Below are 23,527 nucleotides of genomic sequence, written 5' to 3' on the forward strand. Positions count from 1 at the left end.
CGATTTTACTGTTCTACTAAATATACTTTCTCTGCATAACAACGAATGCTATTGATTTTATCAGCTAAAAAATTATGCCATTTCATCATTCTCACATGTACTGTTGCTTCTGTTAAGATATGCAACGGCACTTGTAAGTTTAAACAACGTCCAGAAATATTGAAACGTGTCACACCTGCTGGTACTGTCTCACCTCGTGCCACAACGGCTTCAATTTCTGTAATATTGAGTGGTTGATATTTTAACAACACTTCTTCATCAGACAACTCATTTATTTCTCCCTGTGCGATACGTTCGACTGTGTAGCTCTTACTATAGCTGGCAACGACTTTAGACCAGGCAGCTAATTTAGCCTGCCCTAAGTCATCGGCGTATAAATATTGTTCATGGTGACGTTGGCATACTGTAATGAATGGTGTTTCTTGTCGTGCTTCAGTAGTCCAAGGCAAAGTCGGATCTTGTTGTAAGTTCTGCCACCATTTACCAGCCGACACACAATGATGCCACGTCGTGATCGCATACTTACTCTCATCAATGACTTGAACAGGAATAACATTACAACCTAAAGCTTTTAAACTCGTAAAGCGATGAACACCATCTATTACCATATATCTCCCTGATTGCAGTTGCACTACTAGAATCGGATGTCTAATAAATTGATCTGCTGCAATTTGTGCTTGCGTTTTAGTTAATCTACTAGGTTCAAAGTCTTCATGTAAATCGATGCGTTCGACGGGCACAAGCTGCAACTGTTGATACACTTCCTGCATAAAACTCCTCCTTGTTATTCAGTTAAATAAAAAAATGTTGGATGAGGATGGCTTAAAAAGTCATGATGTGAAATCGACCAACCATAAGCACCAGCATAATTAAAAATAATGACATCACCTGTAGTTAAAGAAGGTACTGTTATGTCTTTAGCCAAGACATCTTTTGGTGTACACAACTGTCCGACAAAAGTGACTGGTTTTTGAGCCACGCTAATACGCTCAAAAGCATAAGGATTATGGCTTACAGGATATATTTCAAAAGGATGATTGTGTTGCCATGATACTGGCAGTCTAAATTGTTGTGTCCCTCCTTTAAGAATCGCATAATATGCTTGGTGCACGCGTTTGATATCCAACACTTCCGTCACATAGTAACCAATATGCGCCACTAGATAACGACCACATTCAAAGTTTAATGACACCTCATGCATAGCTTCGTCATCAATGACTTGGTGAAAACCATCGACAAATGTTTGCCAGTCAAATTGCTGCGTTAAATCTGCATAGTTCACACCAATCCCACCACCTAGATTGAGATGGTGTAATGTAAATCCATGTTGATGTGCCCATGTTTTAGCTTTTTGAAAATATAAACGCATCATTTCGACGTGTAACTGCGCATCTAAATTATTAGATATAGAGTGAAAATGAAATCCTTCGAGCTGAATATACGGTAGCTCTAAAGCTAACGCAATAGCTGAATCAATCTGTTCTTCCGAAATACCAAACTGCGTTGGTCTACCTGCCATGTGTAAAGTTGCATTAGGGAAAGGTCCTGCTAAATTTACACGCAATAATACATTCATCTGTTGTTGTCTCGTAGCTAACAATGCATTCAAACGCTGTAGTTCATAAATACTTTCTACGTGAATGCGTTGAATACCTTGATCTACAGCGTAAGCTAACTCTTCATCTGTTTTTCCTGGGCCACCAAAGATAATGTGTTGTGCTGACTTATGGGCCAAACCTTTAGCAATCTCACCTTGTGACGCTACTTCAAAGCCAGTAACATCTTCACTTAGTGCTGCTAAAATAGATGTTTCGCTATTCGCTTTCATCGCATAATACATATCACAATTTGCTGGTAATGATGCTGTTATTGCTTGTACATGTTTGTGTAACGCTGGTAAATCATAGATGAAATGGCACATTGTTGTGCCGTTTGTTTTCAAATGTGCTATTGTGTCATGTAATCGTGTCATGTTGTATGCGCTCCTTTATGTACAGATAATTCTGACTTTAAATGACGATACAGTTTACCACGCTCATCACCCAAGACAAAGGCGTTTACACCTCGTTGTAACCACATCTTTTGTTGTGCTGTATCTCTAGGTAAGGCACAGAAATATTTATCAGCTGCTTGTGTCACATCATGCATATAACGTAGTGCAGATTGTACGGTATCACTCGTCGTTTCCCACGGAATACCGAAAGATTGTGAAAGATCTGCAGCACCTTCGATAATCATATCTAATCCTTCAACTTGAACGATATCTTCTAATGCTGCAATACCTTCTTTATCTTCAATCATCGCAATCACTAAAATGTCATTATTTGCATCATTCATATACTCAGTTAATGGAATCTCGCCAAATTTCGCCATGCGTCCACCATTCAAACTGCGCAATCCCTGTGGGTAATAGCGACTTAATTGTACGACTTGTTCTACCTTTGCTTTATCAGTCACGTGTGGCACAACAATACCACGTGCCCCCATATCTAATACTTTGATAATATCGCGTTCGATAGCTTGCGACACTCTTACAATTGGGGTTATCTGTGCCGCTTCAGCTGCACGAATCATGTGTTCTAATGTTTCATCATTAATGGCAGTGTGTTCACTATCAATGATGACAAAGTCATAGCCACTCGCGGCAATAATCTCAGTTACCAGTGGATTGGGTATAGAGTTAAACATGCCGTATAATTGAGCGCCTTGTGCTAATTTATTTTTGAGTGATAATGTCATCATATGCAATCACTCCTAACGGGTTTGAGACATGGTGAATTCTAAGTTCCGTATCTTCTAACAAACGACGTGTCGTTAGTTTTTCTACTTGAATGGTTGTTTCACATAAATCAAAATGCGCATAGTTTGGCAAATTGGGATGCTGACGCTGATATGTTTCCAACACTGCATAAACATATGCCCATTGACTGTGTTCATCTAAAGCGTAGTATTTCTCAATAAACATAATGATTTCCGAAATGTTAATAAAGAAAAATGCATCCAACACAAAGTCTCGCACCAAAGCTATATTATCGGTTTCAATAAAAGAATTACTATTGATTTTTTTATGTTCTTCTGGCGTATCTTGTAATTGTGGATTACTTGCCATATCACTAAGTAAATCTCGCTTAAAACGTATACCATCATGAAAATCCTTAATAGCAACACGTGTCGGCCAACCATCTTCATGAATCAACATCATATTTTGCGCATGCGATTCTAACGCAATGCCGTGATAGTACAACATATGAATAATAGGTTGTACTGCTACTTTGATAAATTGTTGTGTCCATGTTGCTACACCATAGCGTTGCATCCATTCATCAATGAGTGGTCGCCCGTTTTTCTCCTTACTATAAAGTGCATTAAAAGGAATCGCGTCTTCTTGTGCACTTAAATAGTGGTGTAAATTCTCACGCCAAATCACAGCTAACGCACCGTACGTTGCTTGTTGTTTAGCAGTATTAGCTGTAGGTGATTGATAAGACATACCCATAATTTCACCTAAAAAGATAGTTTGTAACTCATCTTGCAAATAGCTATCTGCTGCTTGAATTCGTTTTAACCAATCTGTTATTTGAGCTGCATTCTCAATCGTATGTGGGGCTAAAATCCGCTTCGTGGATGTATTGGTAATGCTTAATGGTACTTTGAGATAGTATTTTGTTGTATCTACAGGTGCTAAGGTACGTATCGATTGTTGTGGTCTATACGTTTCGAGTGATTCTCCTAAATAAATAATATCCCCATTTAGCCACTCCTCTGCTAAGTCCGTAGCAACAATGTGGTCAAATTGCCACGGATGTACCGGTAGCCATACATAGTCGATTGTTTCATCACCCTGTGCACTTATTGTTTGTTGAAATTGTCTATAAGTCGTAGCATCCAATTGTTGTGCTAATAGTTGTTCAGGTTCTATTCCTGTGGCTAACGTACGTTCAATATGTTGCTGTGGAATAGCTAGCCATTTGATTGTGAATTCAGGCTTAAAGTCTGGACCATAGCGTAAGTTGTCTTCTAAAGTAAAGCCTAAACGCGACTTATAACTTGGATGATATGGATGTCCTTCACTCGCATATGATTCTAGAGCATCAAACGTTAAAGTTACATCTCCCTCAGATGCCTCCTTATATTGAAGCGCTTGACGGTCCTTCAATTCTGTCTGTAACAACTCTTGAATAAACGCTTCAATTTTAGTTGTATTTTTGGGGAAGGTGTATTCCACTTCGCGTAATAATTGTGCGTAATTCACAGTTGCTTCATATTTACCTTTAGCATTACAACGTAACACTGATGATTGTAAGGTTAAACGTTGAAAACTAAATGCTTCCTTCACAGTAGCATGGTACGTAATATCTCCAGCGTCAATAATTATCGTTGCTTTTTGGTCATCCTGACTCACTTCATAATGCACGGTATTTTCATATATTAATGATGTTACTAATTGATTCATAATACGTTGTTTCACTAGCTGTTCAGTGTTAGGTATCATATTGTACCTCCTTAGTCATTGCGATTGGGTTTGGTATATCTGTATAAATAGGGTTTTCGCCACAATCATGAATTTTACTAATCAAGTTAGCTTTTGCCGCGAATACTGGACTATTACATAGATCTGTTACATAAGTCGACCATGCTGCTGAACTTGTCTCTTCTTGTAACCATGATTGCAATATGTCGTGCACGTGTGACCATAAAGTCAATTCTTCACCCTTATGTTTTCCAACAGTCGCTACAAGATGACCGAGATGATTGACAATAATATAATATTTGAAACGTTGCCAAGCAGCCTCATCACTGTAGACTACTGGACTGTTGTTTGCGACTACTTGTGGGGCGAGCTGTGCTGCTTCTGCTTTCTTACGTGATAGACATACACCTTCTAAGTCACGCACATAATAGGCAATAGGACGACCGTCTTTTAGTTCAATCAAGGAATTTTGTACATGACCTTCTAAACTAACACCTGTATTTACAAACAGTTGTAACATCGGTTTTAGTGTTAAGTTCAAATAGTCTTTCAACCACGTTTTTACAGTTAACTTACTCATTGATAGTTGTTTACTTAACAGCGAATTACAACTATGTGGCATCGTCTCGAATAGACTCGCTAATACATGAATTTCTTTTTGTGGATGATAGTTTTCAATACCTTCACGCACGATCATGGCACTGTTAGCTAACAGATCAAAATTCTCTTTTGTCTTATGTGGTCTGAGGGCACGATAGCCTTGTTCGAACATTAATTTAAATTGCGCTGTTTCATACTCTGTTTTGATAGCAGCAATCACTTGTGCTGCATCAATTGTACGTTCCACTTGTTCATAATCATTCGTTCTAACAAAGTTAGTAATTTTCACTTGGATAGGTAATTTTAAATAAATATTTAACTCTTTAGCAAAAACGGTCCTCACAGATGACGTCGGATATAATACATGACCGCGCTCTCCTATAAGTTTAATTAACCCTTGTGTAACCCATTGTTGAAAATCTGCATTATCTTGTAGGACAGTAAGTTGAAATGGGTGTAGCGGTAATAACGTATAGCCTTCAGTCAGTTCAGACGTTGATAATTTAGCCAACGCTAAGAGTGTGTCATTGACACTAACTGCTGTGCCTGTCACATAACGCTCGACGATGAGTTCATTTGCGACTTCAACATAATAAAGCTGGAACTTAGCTTGACATTCAGGCGCATAACGTTGTAAATCCGCTTCACTAAATCCTACTGAACTCTTTGGCGTTGGATGAAATGGGTGCCCTAAATATAATGATTGTTCAGATAGTATATACGGGTTGAGCGACTGTTGTTGCTCTCGATATGCTAAATAATGCGCTGTGCGTTCTATACTGTTTTTAATATCGTTACTAATTTCAGACATGCGCTCACTTAACACCGCATCACCTTGTCCTAATTTGTCACATAGTTTAGTAATAACTTCTAATGGTGCTAATGACGTCGTCACAGCTGTTTGTTGTAGTTGTATCTCTGGTTCATACGCATGATGCCCCATGGCTGACCAATAGTGAAATTGGCCAGTTAATTGTTGGGAGTCATCAATGGTAATGTGCCACATATTGTCTTCTGGCTGTCTATGATATAACTGATGTTCTCTAAAATAGACATTTAACATTCGTTCTACCGCAGCATGCGCTGCTATATTTTTATTTTGCACGTCTGTCATTCAACTCCCATAACTTCATTGATATTTGATATTCTGACATTTCATTGACTCGTGAAAAGAGTAAGATTAGACTACTGCCGATAAAAATAACTCCCATTACTATAAAAGTTATGCTCGGGTTATAACTACTTGTCACCACAGCACCAAACATACTACCAATCACTTGTCCTACCACCAACATGCTATTGGTTGAACCAACGAACGTACCTTTTAAATCACGGTGGCATGCTTTAACTACTACATACATCACGCTTTGAATTAAGGCACTGTACGTCAATCCTTGAACAATTCTAAAAATCATAAGCATCCATATATTAGTAGCCAAACCTTGTAGCACTACACTGAAACCGCAAACTAATGCCGTTAGTAAATAAACTTGTTTGACATAATTTTTATCATTTAAGCGTCCCCATAACGGCGCACTGAGAATTGATGCTGTCCAAAATACTGACTGCACTATACCGACAGCTGATTTGTCATCTAATAGAGTTGTATTTACACCTGCCGTTAAAGGCGCTAACGCTGTCATCATGCCATACATAGCTAAGTTAGCTAAAATACCCACTATAATAAAACGACATGTCGTCTGCGTACCAAGTAAACAGTGAAAAGATTGGAAAACACCACATGTCACAGTTGCTTGCTCATTAGTATGTTGACGATGTGATGTTTCTACTAAAAATTTCACACCTATGACACAGACAACAAACGTAATAATCGCGATAATTAACAACAGTGATTGAAAACCAATCATTGCTGCCACAATGCCACCAATTAATGGGCCTACTAAGGAACCCGCACTAATTGCACTTTGCAATTTTCCCAGCACTTTACCGCGCATATCATCAGGTGCTTCACTCGTCGCAAAAGCATTTGATGCGTCTACGACACCACCAAATAACCCTTGCAACAAACGTACAACAACAAATTGTAATGGCGTTGTACAAAGTGACATGAGGAATAAACAAACCGCTAACCCTAGCAACGCGCGTAACACCATCCATTTGCGGCTAATTTTATCACCTAATTTGCCCCATAACGGTGATGACACCATAGTAGTAATTGCTGGTGCAGCAATTGCTAGACCACTCCATAATTGAATTTCAGTCACAGATAATGCTTGCAGTGATGCAATGTAAATGGGTAACAATGGCACTAAAATCGTTAAACCGGCAATAGAAATAAATTGACTCAGCCATAAAAGTCGAAAATTACGATACCAAACTGCTACATTAGTCATAACGTTTCATAGGGTTCGCTATAGTCCCAATACTAGAAGGCATGCTTCCACCACCAGAGCCTTGCTGTTGTAATAACGGTAAAAGTATCCGTTTAAAAGGCCAAGTGTCTGCTGTAAACAATAATGTAGTTATTTGTTGTTTGGTATCAGGGGCAAAATTAAGCGTTTCGACTTGCTGTTTCATAGCGTGTTTAATGCGTGTCATCAATTGAGCTTCTTTAATGTTAAAAGTATGATGCAGGGCATCGACAATTGCATATAAATTTACTGAAACACCCAACGTTTGGAAGTACGTAAAAAATGTTGCTAAATCATCATTAATCAACGTATTCGGTGAGTTTTGACTAATTGTGTACTCTGGTATATTGATGTCATTGGCTTGCATCAATGGTGGATAAATACGCACAGTATCATGATCACGTAACACACACTGTTGAACGTGCCCCTCCTGAAATGATAGTAAGACATTTTGTCCATGTACCTCTGGCAACACACCATACTGCATAAATGTCATAACCGTTTGGATAAAATGTGCCACAATATCATCAAATAATGCTAGGACATCATCTTGTGTAATCTCTTTGACTGGTTTATCTATGATTAATGCATATAATTTTGTGTCATGTACGGCAAGTGCTGCCATAGACACTAACTGTGTATGATCTGCCATTACACTCTCAGGATAACTTCTAAGCTGTGCGGTTAAATGCCCTATTTTATCTGCAAAAATATCGCCATCTGCCTGCATAAATGACCACCATTGCCGTTCATTGCATAAAGTTACCGTATCGGCTAAGTTCTTATCTTGTGCTATCACTTGTCTTAAAAGCCCTTCTGCTTTTTCGCCATTTAATAGATATCGCGTAGGCGTCAGTCTGAGGGCACCTAATGACTGCATAGCAAAAGGTACTTTAAGATGATGGAACGGGTCTTGCACATCAATGAGTGAACGTATCGACGATGATGAGACGTAATTTCCAAACTTATAATTGAGTGGCACGATAACACCTGTAGCTAATTCCCCTTGGAACATAGGTCGAATAATATGTTCCCATTGCCATGGATGTACTGGAAACACCATATAGTCAGCTGCCGTCACCTCATGTTCTCTTAACAGTTGTTTCACTTGAATATCGGTTAATCCTAATGTCTCCATCAATGCCGCTTCTTCCGCGACATCACCTGCAATAAGGTAATCGCGATGAATAGCTACAGTTTGTAGTGCAAACGATTGACAATATTCGGCTTGATAACGCTTATAGTCTGTTTCTGACAATCCACGTTTTTCCTTTGCTAAAGGATGAAATGGTCGATCCTTTAAACTGGCTAACTGTTCTGCTTGGATGAACGTATTATCAGCTAATGTTAAGTGCGTCAATTGGTCTGCTAATTGTTGTTCGGCAGTCATCAATCCTTCTGCAAAACGTTGCACATTCAAGTTGTCGCAGCGTGCTGCATTCATTGATACTAGTGCCTGCCATAAAGTCACAGCATCAGCTATATGCTGCGCTGTCTTTGAATGCAATACCACAGTGTCACTTGCCAAGCGATATGTATTCAAGCCACTTAAATATACAGGTATCGATAACGTTTGAGCTGCCTGCTGATAATGTAAAATAGTTGCAGTTGGTGTCTGTTCTAGTCGACTTTTGGACCATAATTCAAAAATATCTTCACACAACATACTATCTACCAAATCTCGCAGTATGTGTAGTTGTGCTTTCTGTTGCTGTAGTTGCGCTGTAACTTGCATCATTGCATGACACTCCTTAATACAGGTTTAATGTTGTACCAATCTGTTGTTGTTGCGCGCGTTTGTAGATATGGTAGGCACTGCTAATATCTTCAATTGCCATCCCCATAGGATTAAGTAAGATAATTTCATCATCATGTTCACGTCCAGGTTTGTCTCCAGTCAACAATTGTCCTAACTCAGCATGCAATGCATCTTCACTAAAACGACCTTCTAGTACGAGTTGATTCAAAGTCTTTTTCTCTCTATTTGCTTGCGACCAATCATCGACAATGACTTTATCAGCTTGAACAAAGACTTCTTTTTGAATATCCATAATCGAAATATTACTGATAAACACGCCTTTTTGAAGCCATTCATATTCAATATAAGGCTGGTCTGTCACAGTACAAGTAATTAATACTTCCGCATGTTCTACTGCTTCACGCGCTGTACTGGCCTGGACAAAATTCACATCAGGATATGCAGCTGCCCATTTACTCACAAACTTATCGCTCGCTTCCAGAAATTGATCATATACATAAACTTGCTGTATATGGTCAAATTGTTCCAACATACTTTGTAGTTGGCGATCACCAATTAAACCACAACCAATAATTGTTAAATCTGTAAATCCTTCTTTTGCCAAGTGTTGTGCTGCAATGACAGACACTGCCGCAGTTCTCATACTACTAATTAAACTTGCTTCCATTACGGCAATAGGATAATTCGTTTCTGGATCATTTAAAATAATAACGCCACTCGCACGTTCCAATTGTCTTTTCGTTGGATTATCATGTTTACTTCCAATCCACTTAATACCTGAAACTGGATCTTGCCCACCAATATGACTTGGCATAGCAATAATACGATCTGCAATATGCCCCTCCTTGCCTTGTGCACGTAAATACGGCTTTAGTGGTTGGACAAAATCTTGTTTTGCATGTGCTGTTAAGGCTTCAGATAGTGCTGCAACATAGACATCTGAATGATCGCCACCTGCTTGTGCTACATCTGTTCTGTTTAAATACAATAATGCTTTATTCATCGTGATAATGCTCCTCTGCTCTCTTTTATATGATTAAACCAGTCGTCCGAATATACTAAATCTAAATAACGGTCGCCACGATCCGGTAAAATTGTAACGATTGTTTTATTGTGGTCCATATTGTCGATAATTTCGGCTATGGCCGCAATAATTGAACCTGTTGAACCACCAGCAAAAATGCCTTCTTTATCAACTAAGCGCTTACAACCAAGTGTAGATTGATAATCATCGACATGGACAACTTGGTCGATTTCTTGTTTGTTTAATATTTCTGGTACTCTACTCGCACCAATTCCTGGTAATTCTCTATTTGTAGGTGTGTCACCAAAAATGACTGAACCTTTCGCATCAACAGCGATAATTTGTGCTTGAGGGTGATGTTCTTTAATTTTGCGACTCATCCCCATAATGCTTCCTGTTGTACTTACTGGTGCAATAAAATAATCAATCGGTTCTGCGATTTGGTCGACAATTTCAGTGCCCGCACCATGATAATGTGCCTGCCAATTTAATTCATTGGCATATTGGTTAATCCAATAAGCATTTGTTGTTTCATTGAGTAACGTCTGTACTCTATTAATGCGTGTCATTAAATAACCGCCATTTTCATCAGGTTCAGAAACCATGTCGATATTTGCACCATAACTTTTAATGATTTTTAAATTCGTTTCAGAAATTTTAGGGTCAACGACACATGTTAGTGTTAATCCTTTAATTTTGGCTATCATTGCTAAAGCAATACCTAAATTTCCAGAGGTACTCTCAATTAAATGCGTATCCGACGTAATTACTCCACGTCTCAAGCCGTCTTCTATAATGTATTTTGCAGGCCTGTCTTTCATACTGCCACCAGGATTCATATATTCTAATTTCGCGTAAACTTTATGATTAGGAAATAAGTGTTTAAGTTGAATCATTGGTGTATTACCTATACATGAAAGTAAAGAATCATTGCTGTTCTTACGTGCTTCGTCCAATTGAATTCCTCCTACAATAATTTAAAATGAGTAACACAATCAATTGATAACGATTATCATTATCAATGTCTGTATTATATTTTTTCCGACAACATATGTCAACTCACAATTTAATCATTTAAAAAATCTAAAATTTTTATTGACTTATTCATAAAGTTATAAGATATTTATATGTGAGAATGATTATCAATAGCAAATGGGAGGTCTCATTCAAAACGATGAAACATTTAACAAAATTATTAGTAGTTGCTTTAGCATTAGTTGTGCTATTAGCAGCTTGTGGGAATAACAGTTCAGAGAAATCTGCAAACAATAAAGAAGATAGTAAGTCCGTTAAAGTAAAACATGCTATGGGGACAACTGAAATTAAAGGAAAACCGAAGCGTGTTGTAACATTGTATCAAGGCGCAACTGATGTCTCTGTTGCTTTAGGCGTTAAACCTGTAGGTGCCGTCGAGTCTTGGACACAACAACCAAAATATGACTATTTAAAAGATGACTTAAAAGATACCAAAATAGTTGGTCAGGAACCTGCGCCTAACTTAGAAGAAATTTCTAAACTAAAACCTGATTTAATCGTGGCGTCAAAAGTACGTAATGAAAAACAATACGAACAATTATCAAAAATTGCGCCAACAATTACGCATGACACTGTATATAAATTTAAAGATACGACTAAAATGATGGGGAAAGCATTAGGGAAAGAAGATAAAGCGGATGAATTGTTGAAAAAATACGATGATAAAGTAGCTCAATTTAAAAAAGATGCACAAGCAACATATGGAAAAGAGTGGCCGTTATCCGCTTCTGTTGTCAATTTCAGACCGGATCATGCACGTATTTATGCGAGTGGCTACGCTGGGGACATTTTGCATGATTTAGGTTTCAAACGCCCAGAAGAACAACAGAAACAAGTAGACAAAGGAAAAGACATTATCCAGTTAACTTCTAAAGAAAGTATTCCGTTAATGGATGCTGATCATATCTTTATGTTTAAATCCGATACAACAGCAAAAGATGCTAAATTGACTGACAAAACTAAGCAAGAATGGACTTCTAGTAGTCAGTGGAAAAACTTGTCAGCTGTAAAATCTAACGATGTTTCCGATAACGTTGATGAAATCACATGGAATATGGCTGGCGGTTACCAGTCATCACTCAAATTAATTGATGATTTATATCAAAAATTAGATATCGAAAAACAATCTTAATGCATAAGGAGTTACATCATGTTACTTAAACCTCAGTCTAAGTTAATACTCTCTGGTTTATGTCTAATCGTTGTAACTATCTTAAGTTTAATAGTTGGGAATACGCTTGTACCACTATCTCAGTTGGTACAGGCGTTCTTCCACTTTGATAGCTCAAACGATATACATATTCTCATTATCGAATCACGTGCATCCAGAACTATTATCGCATTATTAACTGGTGCAGCATTAGCAGTTTCCGGATTACTCATGCAAGTTTTAACACGTAATCCCATCGCTTCTCCAGGCCTTTTTGGTGTTAATGCTGGTGCTGTCTTTTTCGTCATCGCAGGCTTAACATTATTCAGTATTCAATCATTTGAAGCACTCATTATACTAGCATTTATAGGCGCTATTTTAGTCACTGTGGTTGTTATTATGTTGGGAATGTTCAAACAAGCACAATTCTCGCCAAAACGAGTGATATTAGCAGGCGCAGCAATCTCTGCCCTCTTCAGTGCTTTTACACAAGGTATAATGATTATGAATGAAAATAATTTACAAAGTTTTTTATTTTGGCTAAGTGGTTCTGTTTCATTTCGCAATATTTGGGAGGTTCCATGGGTAATTCCTCTGATTGTCATCGCTTTAGTAGTTGCCTTGGCTTTATCTTCTCGTATTAACATTTTAATGACGAGTGATGATATTGCGACTGCCTTAGGTCAAAATATTAAAATAACGAAATTTATCATAATCATATTAATCAGTGTGTTAGCTGGCGTCTCAGTAGCCATTGCAGGTTCTATTATGTTTGTAGGCTTAATTATTCCAAATATCAGTAAAAAACTATTACCACCTAACTATAAATATTTAATACCATTTAATGCTATAAGTGGCGCGATACTCATGTTATTATCCGACATCATTGCACGTATCATCATTCAACCACTTGAACTACCCATTGGTGTGATTACCGCAATTATCGGTGCCATAACATTGATTTATATTATGAGGAAAGGAATTCAAAGTATATGAATGAGTCACTTACCAAACAAGATTCAAGGCGTTTAGTTGTCGCGATGCTACTATTAAGTGTCTTGGCAATCATTAGTTTAATGCTGGGCTCAACGTTTATTTCACCCTTGAAGATAATCGCTTATATCTTTGACCCTGCCAACAGCCCAGATCAATTTACACTTGAAGTGTTGCGATTACCACGTATCACACTTGCCATCGTTGCCGGTGCTGCATTAGGTGCCAGTGGCTTAATCTTGCAAAATATCTTAAAAAATCCTATTGCCTCTCCAGATATTATTGGTGTTACTGGTGGTGCGACCTTTGGCGCAGTAACTTTTATTGCTTTTATCAGTAGTTTAAGTATCCATTGGTTACCACTCTTTTCCTTAACTGGTGGTGCCTTAGCGATGTTGCTGCTCATCAGCTTCCAACATAAAGGAAATTTGCAACCAACGACTATCGTCATTATTGGTATTGCTTTACAGACTATGTTTACAGCTTTAGTGAATGGTCTCCTCATCATGACCAAACAATTATCTGCCTCTAAAGCCTATACTTGGATTGTCGGTAGTTTATCCGGTGCAACCTTTGATAGTAGCTTAATTTTAGCGATTATCATACTTTGCGTAGTGCCATTGTTAGCTATCGTAATTCCTCGTATGAAGGTGTCTATTATGCATGATGACGTTGCAACTGGCTTAGGTTTAAATGTGAATCAAACAAAATTAATTCAAATGTTAATTACAACCGTTTTGGCAGCGTCAGCGATTAGTTTTGTCGGTAATATTGGCTTTGTCGGTTTAATTTCACCGCACATTGCTAAAACACTTATTAAAGCCAGTTATTTAAAACGCTTAGTTATGTCAGCTATTTGTGGTGCTGCTTCAATTTTGCTTGCCGATTTAGTTGGGCGTACTATCTTCTTACCGAAGGAAGTACCTGCGGGTGTCTTTATTGCCGCATTCGGCGCACCATTCTTCATCTATTTATTATTAACAGTTAAAAAAATATAAACTATATCTTAATTTCGAGGCTGGGACAATATTCATTCGTCCCAGTCTCTATTCATATTGGCAGTAGATGACTGTATTGAAAATGCGCTTCAAATCAAGCTTTTTTCAATGCTAGTCATCCTTGCCGGGGTGGGACGACGAAATCATTTTTTCAAAATCAGATTTCTGTCCCACTCCCTTTTATTTACCCCTGTATTTTCACAGTTATTGCATATCATTGTCACACACTAACACTAATATTTATGTTCCGTTATTTAAAATTTTACAATAGTTGCTTTAACTTATGACATTTACATATCTTTACTTAAATTTAATTATTCTCCTTATATTCCTTTGCTATACTAAAAATACAATTATGAACAAAGGAGGAATAAAGAGAATGAAAGTAGCTTGGTCTTTCTTAGCAACTATCGTGCTAGGCGCTGTTATCACTACACAAGCTGAAGCCACGACACAACCAACTAAAAAACAAGAAGTAACACATGATCTGTCAATTCATGATATTCAAGGTGACAAGCATAATTCACCTTATGATGGCAAAAAAGTAACCGACGTACAAGGCATAGTGACATATCAATATAAATTAAAAGGTAGTAACTATATACATATCCAAACACCTGATAAGGCAAAAGATGATAATCCTAATACCTCTGAGGGCATTATAGTCTATATGGGCAATCAAGATTACGATGTAAAAACCGGAGATTTGGTTAATGTAACCGGTATTGTCAATGAATACCATATAGATGGTTACGACGATAAACAAAAAACTGATTTACCCGTCACACAAATCAATGCACGTGATGACAAAGGTGGAAATGTAGCAATTACTAAACATAATCAACCACTGCCAAAGGCTTATAACATTCAAAATCCACCCTCTAAAATTTCAGCTAATGACCAATTTCATACCTTTGATCGTGACCAATACACTATTGATTATTGGGAATCTTTAGAAGGTATGCGCGTGATGACAAATACAGTACGCAGTGTGAGTCCACAAGAACACGGGGATATTTTTACAGTTTTAGATGATCAACAACCAGAGACAATCAACGGTGGTGTCCGTTTAACTGAAAACAATCAACATGGCGAGCGCATTGCTTTTAAGATGTATGATAATAATCAAGCGCGTGACTTTGATGTCAAAACTGGTGATAAATTCAAAGGCCCAATTATTGGTTACGTCAATTACGGTTTTCAAAACTATAAAATCAATGTAGATTTAGAAGATATGCAAAAAGCACATGTGCCAGTTAAAACGAAACCACAATCAACAGATTTAACACAAGACAAAGGCAAATTAAATGTAGCATCTTATAATTTAGAAAATTTCTCTAACAATAAACAATCTACTACTGACACTAAAGCTACAAAAATTGCACAAGGTATTAGTACCAGCATGAACAACCCAGACATTGTTGGTGTGACCGAAGTTCAAGACAATGACGGTCCTGATAAAGGTGGGCCTAAAGCCAATGAATCTTATGAACGCTTGATTCAACAAATTCAAGCATCCGGTGGACCTAAATATAAATACGTCAATATCGATCCAGATATGAATGAAGATGGTGGTCAACCCAACGCTAATATTCGTGTCGGTTTCTTATACAATCCAAAACGTGTTCAATTCGACAAATCTATCCAAAAAGGTGATGCTGATAGCGCAGTATCCTACAAAAATGGTAACTTAACTTTAAACCCAGGTCGCATTGACCCTAACAACCCAGCATTTGACGATTCACGTAAACCATTAGCGGCACAATTTAAATTCCGCGGCGAACAAGTAATTATGCTCGCAAATCATTGGAATTCTAAAGGTGGCGATACACCTATATTTGGTAAGCAACAACCACCTGTATTAAATAGCGAAAATCAACGTGTAGAAATCGCAAAAGCTGTAGGTCGTTTTGTAGAGCAAGTACACAAAGATAACCCTGATGCCAATATCGTCTCTGTTGGTGACTACAACGATTTCCAATGGACCAAAGCTTTGAAAACTTTTGAAAACTTTAATATGACAAATATGATGCATAGTGTACCTGCAAGTGAGCGTTACACATATAATTATCACGGTAATTCACAAGCATTGGATCATATCTTTGTTTCCGATAATTTGACCGACTACACACAACTCGATCCTATCCATGTAAACAGTGATTTCACTGATATGTCAGGACGAGCAAGTGACCACGATCCGTTACTAGCTCAAATCGATATTAAATCCAAAAGCAAAGAGACAAAATAATATATTTTAAACACTATAGGCGACTATTGTCGCCTTTTTTTGTTATTAAGGTACATTTTTTACTTGGTATACTCATGCTATTGCTCCAATGTTGAAAAAATTATAACTTAGTTAAGATTAATGAACTAATTGGAGGACCTCAATGATTATACTTATTGTTTTCGGTTTTTTTATTTTACGCTTATACAGCTTAGTCATTTCAATTCGTCATGCTAAGCAGTTGCAACTTCAAGGTGCTACTGAATACGGCAAACGTAATTCTACTTGGCTCGCACTTACACATATCGCCATTTATGTTAGTGCTACTATCGAAGCATGGTTGCAACAAACTACAATGAATCGACTAAGTGTTATCGGTCTAGCACTTATGATCTTCGCTTATATTATATTATTTATGGTAATAAAGACACTAGGAGCAATATGGACGTTAAAATTATACATTTTGCCACATCACCCAATTATCAAAAGTGGATTATTTAAAATTACCAAACATCCAAACTATTTTTTAAATATCGTACCTGAGCTATTGGGTCTATTACTGCTAACACAAGCCGGTTTCGCTGCCCTTTTACTGCTACCATATGCTTATTTATTATGGCAGCGAATCCATCAGGAAGAACGGCTAATGCATATTTAAATGCCCAAACTACTAATAGTTGTTAATAGTGAAAAAGCACCTAGAACATAAAATGATGTTCAGGTGCTTTTTTCTTATCAAGAAACTACTTATCTATATGGAAAATGCTGATATTATGCCCAAAATTAGACTGACGTCATAGTTCGTTCAGACAAACGGAAGCCTACTTGATGTTATTTGTGTTGGGCAATTTGTAAACCTCGGTAACGATTAAGCGCAGCATAAAACTCTTGTGGTCGTGGTAACGCTAAGTTTCCCGGATGACCTTGATATGGTGATATAGCAGCTAAACCATGCGTATCAATGTGTTGATATAATTGCCTAACAGCTTGAGAAAGTGTTGTTGTATCATTCAACAAATGCCGTTGATAATAAGCTAACATTAATGCTAAACAATTTGTTTGGCTCGTATCCACTAACTGTTCAACAGCTGCTAAATCGATCGGTTCCTTATTGTATAAAATTGTTGTACGACCTTTCACTTTAAAACGCCCATCCTTACCTTTACTGTTAAAACTCGCAGTTAATGGCGTACGTTGAGTTATAGTGCCAAAGTGTTCTGAATGATGATACGGCTTTTGTACACCTGTATTCTTGGCTATGTCATGCGCTTTGGTAGTCACATCTTGTAACACGTATTCGTCCATCATTAAGACATGGTCTGCTACATCAAAATAATCACCCGATCCACCAACGATTAAAATGGTCGACACTTGGTAGTCATCATAAAGGGGCTTCACTTTATGTGCAAAAGGAGTAATAGGTTCTTTTTCCGGTGCAATAAGCTGTTGCATACGGTCATCGCGAATCATAAAGTTTGTGGCAGAAGTATCTTCATCAATAAGTAACACCGAACTACGTGCCTCAAGTGCTTCCATAACATTTGCTGCTTGTGACGTACTACCACTCGCATTTGGCGTAGTAAATTGAGTAGTATCTTTATTTCCTGGTAAATTATCGATAAAGGGCTGAATATTTACTTGGGCAATACTTCGTCCGTCCTCAGCACGGATTTTCATCGCGTCATCACGGGTTATAACGTATTCACGGCCATCGCCTACAATATGAGGATACACACCCCGTTGTAATGCCTCTAGTAATGTCGATTTACCATGATAACCTCCCCCTACAATAAGGGTAATACCCTCAGGTATAGCCATACCTGTTAATTGTTTGCCACTAGGTAAAGTTAAAGCTTGTTCATATGTTGCTGGGCTAGTAAATGATACAGCGTGTGTTAATGGTTGCTGTGACACCCCACTTTGACGAGGCAATATTGAACCATTAGCCACAAAAGCGATATAGCCTTGTTGTACTAAAAATTCACGTATATACTGTTGGTCTTCAATTAATGTCACTTGGTCAGCGAATGCTACTTGGTCTATATTTTTATAAGACAGCGCTCGCGCTACAATTTCAGGCACTATTGTTTTAAAAATATGAGTTGCTGCTGTACCTAAAATTTTCCGTCCTTTAGCAGGCAAACCAATTTCTAAACACACCTCGATAAAGTGATCTGTAATAGTTACCGCACTACGTTCCAATATTTCCGGACCACAATTATCTATCATAATATTCGCATGATAGTTCCTTTGTCGCTGAGTCAATTTATGAATTTCATTATATATATTTCGTGTTAAAAAATCTGACGTAGCGATACGTTTTAATTTAGTATCCACAAGATGTTCAGGTATGCCTGTAGTTACTTTATTTATAATAATACGCACTTTAGACGGTGGCGCATATGGGTCTGCTTGAATATGATCTATTGCTAACTGAAAATTATCGTAAGCATATGTATCTGCCAAACGTTTATACGCACCGTACTTCTGACCGTCTAATGATTGTAATGTCTGAAAAAGCGTGTGGGCTTGTTTCATGGTATGACCTCCTTGTAAGACATTTCTTATACTCATTATAGTATCTTTAGTACTTGTCACACAAAGAAGAGTAGTTAACATATCACTTAGAAGTACTAGGATATCTAACTACTCTCTTCACTATTAGAACCTTATTATTGCTATTTGAATTAATACTATCTTATGCAAAAATAACGGTAACAATACGTAAAAATGACTCTATCAATTGTGGAATCGTGCCTGTCATCTCGCTTCATCCTTTCTTTAAGTATTAAGCTTGTGCGGCAATATCTTCATTACGTACTAAATCTGCAGCAATCCCATGCCAAAATTGCTGTAATGCTTCTGTTGTTACGACAGATTGCGTTACATCTGAACCGATAAAGTCTTCATGATCCCAATCGTGTTTGACTGGTGTAACTTGCCATACACCTTTTTGGACGTCATCCGTAGCTGTCACGAAATCTTGATTAAATGGATGTTGTGCTGAGACAACAGAAACAAGACCATCATTTTCTCGCCATTCAGTTTCAGCTGCTTTGCCAATAACATTACCTGTAAGTCTAAAAGAAAGTTTCATATTAATATCTGATACTTGTCGCCCTGTAATGCTAGCGCGAGTGGATTCCCCTGTGTATGTTTTATACACTACGTTTGGGTCAAGTGATGTCTGTTCATTCAATTCAGCAGCACCTTTACGTGTCAAATCATAAAAGCCATTATCATCTGTTAACCAAATGTTACTTTGATCTTTTACACGTTTGACATAATCGATATATGTTTCATTCGGACGTTGTTTTAAGCCCCATTGAGAAAAACCATAATCTACTTGTGTTAATTTATTATTTTGAAATTTACTATAATCATAGGCGACTTGGCGAATCAATTGTTCGTTACCAAGTTGATCTGCAGCATGTGTACCATTATGAGGTGTCACTATCGTTGTCACGGAAGTTATCATATCATCATTACCACCTTGATATAATGGCGAAATTTCTCCGCCATGTTGCTGATGATACGCAATTTCTTCTTGATTACCTTCACGTAACATTGTGTCTAATAAACGAATCGTTTGTCCACCCATACTGTGCCCTACTAAATGTACTTGTTGACCCGGTTGCCAGTCTTTGTAGACCCCTTCATACGTTCTACCATAACGCTCATGCCCATATTTATTCGCATGCGCTGCACCATAATCTACTGTTCCACCTTTAATATAGTAATACAATTCTACCGCACGATCATAATTACTACTTAAAGCACCAACACTTGCTTCATAAGTTTCATAGCCGTTATCTCGTAAATCTTGACTAATACTCAGTTTATCTCCACCCCAGTAATTACCTTCAGTGGTTGGTTTGTTGTCTCCAGTAAAGCCATTAAAACCATGTACCAGTATAATAGGGTCTTCATTTTTAAATTGTCCTTGTTTCGCAACTTTTGTAGGCTGGTCATCTGTTATTGGCGTGGCTTCTTGAGTTGTATTGTTTGTACGTGTCGCTTGGGTATTACCTTCTAAAGCAGCTAAACTTTTTTGTTCTTCTGGTGTCGAGTTACGTGAAGAACCATGCACTAATAGTGGCTCACCAACTTCTTCTAAAGATACAGGTCTAGTATTTGTCGTTGCTAGAGAGTCTCGATCTATGTTCTTTTGCTGTTGTAGCGTAGTGTCAGCGTAAGTATTTGTTGTCTTTTTATTTGGGGTGATTTTAACTGATGTTTGTGCATTATTGCGTTGCTGATTATTAGTTTCGTACATTTGCAAGTCGTTTGAAATAGTTTGTCGTTGCGTCTCTCTAGGCTGTTCCACTGTTGACACCCCTTTATTAGCATCGTCAGGTGCTATATTCGAAGACTGTTGATTTTGTTGACGTTTATGTTGCTGGTTGTCTGTTGGTTGTAACACTGTAGTCTCTTTTGGTTCTGGATGTTCAATTGTAGATTTAGCCTTTTTATGCTGCGCTTCTGTAGTGCTTTTTGTGTCTTTACTATCAGTTGGTTCATCCTGATTATATTGTGTTGTGTCAGTGGTTGTTACAGCTTGTTGTGAGTTGTCGACAGCTGATGGCTCCTTAAATTGTTCACTATCGCTCTTTTCGTCTGTTATTGTCTGTTGTTTATTATCAACTGTTTCTTTTGTAGTTGTAACTTGTGCGTTTTCACTAGTTTTTGGTCCCTCATACTGCTCATTTTTATTGTTCTCTTTTGTACTTTGTTGATTTTCTTCAGTTGAAAACTCTGTCCTTTCTTCAGTATTTTGTCCGACTGTATTTGTAGTATCTTGTTTTACTGAAGTCTTAGGTTTTTCAAAGTCTTGTTCTGTGGTACTATGCTGCTCCATTGCAGTCTCAGTTGTAGTGTTATTTTGTTGCTCTGATGCATGTGCTGTGTCGTTACTAATAAATAACAACACACCTATCAATGCTGAAGCTGCCCCTATGCTTAATTTACGAATACTATACTTCTGTTTCTCTGTGTTCATTTCAAGCACCCCTCTTTGATATTTACTTTAATTCACTGACTAATACATCAAACTATACAACTTATCTATGACTACTACATGATGTTATTTTAACTTTAATATATCAGACTATTTAATTTTTTTCAATATTAATTTTGCACAACTTATGAAAATATTACAGTTTATATTTTCTATCCAATTCCAATGTTTCATATGAAACATTAATATTGATAGCACAGAAATGAATGCGGAAAATATTATTTTATTTTTTATAGTATTCTTTGGATTTTTAACACCTGCTATGGCAACTGCAAATTCCTTTACTGAAGCAGCCAACATACAAAGCATTATTGTTACGACGATATATGGCGCAATCGGACTAATATTGCTATTAGGCTCCTATTTATTGTCACTTAAAATATTTAACAGTCAAGAGTTTTAATCATCAAAAAGAGGCTGAGACGAATTAAATACGTCCCAGCCTCTTAATATATAGTGAGTAGGTTATCGCACTGAAAAACGCTTCGAATCAACCTTTCTTCAATGCTCAGCATCAAAGTAGATTTCTACCCCACTTTTCTTAAACTTATGATGGTACTTCTGTTCGTTTCGTACTATGTTTTCGGATTGCTGCAGCTATAAGTGTTGAGGTTGCACCAAAAATCATAAATCCAATGAACATCCACATTGTTGCATCTAATTGAATATTACCATCCAAGTAGAGTATCTCTTTGAGTGAATTAGCATAGTGTGCAAATGGATTCCAACCTACGATATATTTTTGGTAGAACTCTGGTAACATTTGTTGTGGCAATGTTACTAATTGCATACTGAAAAACATTAATATAAAGAAGATGGGCACAGATTTCATACCTAACCATGTCATCGTTCCTAAAATCAATCCGACAAACCCCATAATTGCCAAGGCAATAAATAGTGCTGTCGTATTGGCATCATTAAAATCAAATCCTAGCACCTCTTGCATAAAATAAACATACGCAAATGCACCAATTAAGGCAGTAACAACAGCCATAACGATTTGGCCTAGCGCTGCAATAAGACGATGGTGAATAGCAATATTATTACTCGTTCTAAATGCGAAGAATAACAGTACAGAAATTACTATTGAACCCATCCAAACTGGCATAAACATTAAGAATGGTCCATTACCACCAGCCTGGTGATCACCAACTTTATTCGCTTGTTGATTGTCTACTTTTACCGGCTGTGTTAATTTTTGAATGTCTTTAGCTGGCACCTCAACATTTTGTTTTTCTAATGATGCTAAACCCTGTTTCGAAATATTTTGATTAACGTTGTCCCCCATACCTTTCAGCACTTGAGACACAATTTGGGAGGCTTGCGTACCTGCACCTTGATTTACGATAGTTTTAAAGTGTGCTTGTTCAGGTTTAGCCGTGTTGTCATTTCCACCTTGTGCCATTTGTTGTTGCATTTGTTTAGCCTGAGCTAGTGGCACTTCACCAGATTTTACTTTATCTTGCATTTCTTCTTTTTTCGCAGTCATTACAACTTGCTGTGTTTTACTCATTGCATGTTGCGAAAAATCTTTTTCAATTATTGCTGCTCCAAAGTATTTTTGGTCTTTCATACCTTGTTTCAAATCATCTTCATCATCAACTTGAATCCATTTTACAGTGTCTTTATCACTATTCAGTAACTTATCTTCTAATTGCTTTCCTATATTGATATTTTTCCCTTGTATGTCAGTGCCTTTGTCATGATTAACGATAGCAATTGGTATATCTTGAGGTTTAGGATTAAACGCAGGATAAAAGGCGATTGAAAATATCAAAAATAAAATAATCGCAACTATTGGTGCTAACCATAATAGTTTATTTTTAAAAATATTCATTCTTTATACCTCCTTATTCATGAACACAGTGTTGCATATCCATT

17 protein-coding genes are annotated in these 23,527 nt (G+C 37.4%); 5 read left to right on the plus strand and 12 right to left on the minus strand.

Features of this window, described 5'->3' with window-relative positions; translation table 11 throughout:
• Positions 1–5 precede the first annotated feature (5 nt).
• From sbnI to sbnA, 9 genes are read right to left on the minus strand one after another with little or no spacing between them, the layout of a single operon-like run.
• The gene (sbnI, locus tag CD036_RS07030; protein ID WP_002510733.1) at positions 6–770 is read right to left on the minus strand and encodes a bifunctional transcriptional regulator/O-phospho-L-serine synthase SbnI; all 765 of its coding nucleotides are present in this window, start codon (positions 768–770) and stop codon (positions 6–8) included.
• A 14-nt stretch (positions 771–784) separates the two neighbouring features.
• Entirely contained in the window at positions 785–1,972 is a 1,188-nt protein-coding gene (locus CD036_RS07035; RefSeq protein WP_103388284.1) for a type III PLP-dependent enzyme, read from the minus strand.
• Positions 1,969–2,742 carry an HpcH/HpaI aldolase family protein gene (locus CD036_RS07040; RefSeq protein WP_103388285.1) on the minus strand — a complete coding sequence of 258 codons (774 nt, stop codon included), beginning with the start codon at positions 2,740–2,742 and terminating at the stop codon, positions 1,969–1,971. Before CD036_RS07040 ends, CD036_RS07035 begins: the two co-directional genes overlap by 4 nt.
• The gene (gene sbnF / locus CD036_RS07045) at positions 2,717–4,492 is read right to left on the minus strand and encodes a staphyloferrin B biosynthesis protein SbnF (protein ID WP_103388286.1); all 1,776 of its coding nucleotides are present in this window, start codon (positions 4,490–4,492) and stop codon (positions 2,717–2,719) included. Before sbnF ends, CD036_RS07040 begins: the two co-directional genes overlap by 26 nt.
• Complete coding sequence (locus tag CD036_RS07050; RefSeq protein WP_031266731.1) at positions 4,482–6,176, minus strand: IucA/IucC family protein; 1,695 nt, start codon at positions 6,174–6,176, stop codon at positions 4,482–4,484. Before CD036_RS07050 ends, sbnF begins: the two co-directional genes overlap by 11 nt.
• Positions 6,166–7,425: an MFS transporter gene (locus CD036_RS07055; protein ID WP_021459511.1), complete on the minus strand. Its 1,260-nt coding sequence runs from the start codon at positions 7,423–7,425 to the stop codon at positions 6,166–6,168. The genes CD036_RS07050 and CD036_RS07055 overlap by 11 nt, the downstream gene beginning before the upstream one ends.
• The gene (gene sbnC / locus CD036_RS07060) at positions 7,418–9,181 is read right to left on the minus strand and encodes a staphyloferrin B biosynthesis protein SbnC (protein ID WP_103388287.1); all 1,764 of its coding nucleotides are present in this window, start codon (positions 9,179–9,181) and stop codon (positions 7,418–7,420) included. Before sbnC ends, CD036_RS07055 begins: the two co-directional genes overlap by 8 nt.
• 13 nt (positions 9,182–9,194) lie before the next feature.
• Positions 9,195–10,205 carry a 2,3-diaminopropionate biosynthesis protein SbnB gene (gene sbnB / locus CD036_RS07065; protein WP_103388288.1) on the minus strand — a complete coding sequence of 337 codons (1,011 nt, stop codon included), beginning with the start codon at positions 10,203–10,205 and terminating at the stop codon, positions 9,195–9,197.
• On the minus strand, positions 10,202–11,182 hold the full coding sequence (gene sbnA, locus CD036_RS07070) for a 2,3-diaminopropionate biosynthesis protein SbnA (RefSeq protein WP_021459514.1): 981 nt from the start codon (positions 11,180–11,182) through the stop codon (positions 10,202–10,204). The genes sbnB and sbnA overlap by 4 nt, the downstream gene beginning before the upstream one ends.
• Positions 11,183–11,400: 218 nt before the next feature.
• On the opposite strand from sbnA, the gene CD036_RS07075 reads away from it, so the two are divergent.
• From CD036_RS07075 to CD036_RS07095, 5 genes are all read left to right on the plus strand, one after another.
• Positions 11,401–12,393 (plus strand): ABC transporter substrate-binding protein, encoded by a 993-nt coding sequence (locus CD036_RS07075; RefSeq protein ID WP_103388289.1) that lies wholly within the window; start codon positions 11,401–11,403, stop codon positions 12,391–12,393.
• A gap of 18 nt (positions 12,394–12,411) precedes the next feature.
• Positions 12,412–13,407, plus strand: coding sequence for a FecCD family ABC transporter permease (locus CD036_RS07080; RefSeq protein ID WP_103388290.1), 996 nt, complete (start codon positions 12,412–12,414; stop codon positions 13,405–13,407).
• The gene (locus tag CD036_RS07085; protein WP_103388291.1) at positions 13,404–14,402 is read left to right on the plus strand and encodes a FecCD family ABC transporter permease; all 999 of its coding nucleotides are present in this window, start codon (positions 13,404–13,406) and stop codon (positions 14,400–14,402) included. The genes CD036_RS07080 and CD036_RS07085 overlap by 4 nt, the downstream gene beginning before the upstream one ends.
• 379 nt (positions 14,403–14,781) lie before the next feature.
• A complete protein-coding gene (locus CD036_RS07090) occupies positions 14,782–16,650 on the plus strand; it encodes a DUF8508 domain-containing protein (protein WP_103388292.1) in 1,869 nt (622 codons plus the stop codon).
• Positions 16,651–16,792: 142 nt separating this feature from the next.
• A complete protein-coding gene (locus tag CD036_RS07095; RefSeq protein ID WP_103388293.1) occupies positions 16,793–17,287 on the plus strand; it encodes an isoprenylcysteine carboxylmethyltransferase family protein in 495 nt (164 codons plus the stop codon).
• A 173-nt stretch (positions 17,288–17,460) separates the two neighbouring features.
• Here CD036_RS07095 and CD036_RS07100 read toward each other — a convergent pair whose 3' ends face one another.
• The 3 genes from CD036_RS07100 to CD036_RS07115 form a co-directional block, all read right to left on the minus strand.
• On the minus strand, positions 17,461–19,167 hold the full coding sequence (locus CD036_RS07100; protein ID WP_103388294.1) for an ABC-ATPase domain-containing protein: 1,707 nt from the start codon (positions 19,165–19,167) through the stop codon (positions 17,461–17,463).
• 250 nt (positions 19,168–19,417) lie between these two features.
• Entirely contained in the window at positions 19,418–21,628 is a 2,211-nt protein-coding gene (gene lip, locus CD036_RS07105) for a YSIRK-targeted triacylglycerol lipase (RefSeq protein WP_103388295.1), read from the minus strand.
• Between the two features lie 565 nt (positions 21,629–22,193).
• Positions 22,194–23,483 (minus strand): YhgE/Pip domain-containing protein, encoded by a 1,290-nt coding sequence (locus tag CD036_RS07115; RefSeq protein ID WP_103388296.1) that lies wholly within the window; start codon positions 23,481–23,483, stop codon positions 22,194–22,196.
• Positions 23,484–23,527: the final 44 nt, after the last annotated feature.

This window comes from Staphylococcus arlettae, assembly GCF_002902345.1.
Lineage (GTDB): Bacteria > Bacillota > Bacilli > Staphylococcales > Staphylococcaceae > Staphylococcus > Staphylococcus arlettae.

Coding starts and splice junctions, on each gene's coding strand:
- sbnI (WP_002510733.1), bottom strand. CDS start 770: ATGCAGGAAGTGTATCAACAGTTGCAGCTTGTGCCCGTCGAACGCATC.
- CD036_RS07035 (WP_103388284.1), bottom strand. CDS start 1,972: ATGACACGATTACATGACACAATAGCACATTTGAAAACAAACGGCACA.
- CD036_RS07040 (WP_103388285.1), bottom strand. CDS start 2,742: ATGATGACATTATCACTCAAAAATAAATTAGCACAAGGCGCTCAATTA.
- sbnF (WP_103388286.1), bottom strand. CDS start 4,492: ATGATACCTAACACTGAACAGCTAGTGAAACAACGTATTATGAATCAA.
- CD036_RS07055 (WP_021459511.1), bottom strand. CDS start 7,425: ATGACTAATGTAGCAGTTTGGTATCGTAATTTTCGACTTTTATGGCTG.
- sbnC (WP_103388287.1), bottom strand. CDS start 9,181: ATGATGCAAGTTACAGCGCAACTACAGCAACAGAAAGCACAACTACAC.
- sbnB (WP_103388288.1), bottom strand. CDS start 10,205: ATGAATAAAGCATTATTGTATTTAAACAGAACAGATGTAGCACAAGCA.
- CD036_RS07075 (WP_103388289.1), top strand. CDS start 11,401: ATGAAACATTTAACAAAATTATTAGTAGTTGCTTTAGCATTAGTTGTG.
- CD036_RS07080 (WP_103388290.1), top strand. CDS start 12,412: ATGTTACTTAAACCTCAGTCTAAGTTAATACTCTCTGGTTTATGTCTA.
- CD036_RS07085 (WP_103388291.1), top strand. CDS start 13,404: ATGAATGAGTCACTTACCAAACAAGATTCAAGGCGTTTAGTTGTCGCG.
- CD036_RS07090 (WP_103388292.1), top strand. CDS start 14,782: ATGAAAGTAGCTTGGTCTTTCTTAGCAACTATCGTGCTAGGCGCTGTT.
- CD036_RS07095 (WP_103388293.1), top strand. CDS start 16,793: ATGATTATACTTATTGTTTTCGGTTTTTTTATTTTACGCTTATACAGC.
- CD036_RS07100 (WP_103388294.1), bottom strand. CDS start 19,167: ATGAAACAAGCCCACACGCTTTTTCAGACATTACAATCATTAGACGGT.
- lip (WP_103388295.1), bottom strand. CDS start 21,628: ATGAACACAGAGAAACAGAAGTATAGTATTCGTAAATTAAGCATAGGG.
- CD036_RS07115 (WP_103388296.1), bottom strand. CDS start 23,483: ATGAATATTTTTAAAAATAAACTATTATGGTTAGCACCAATAGTTGCG.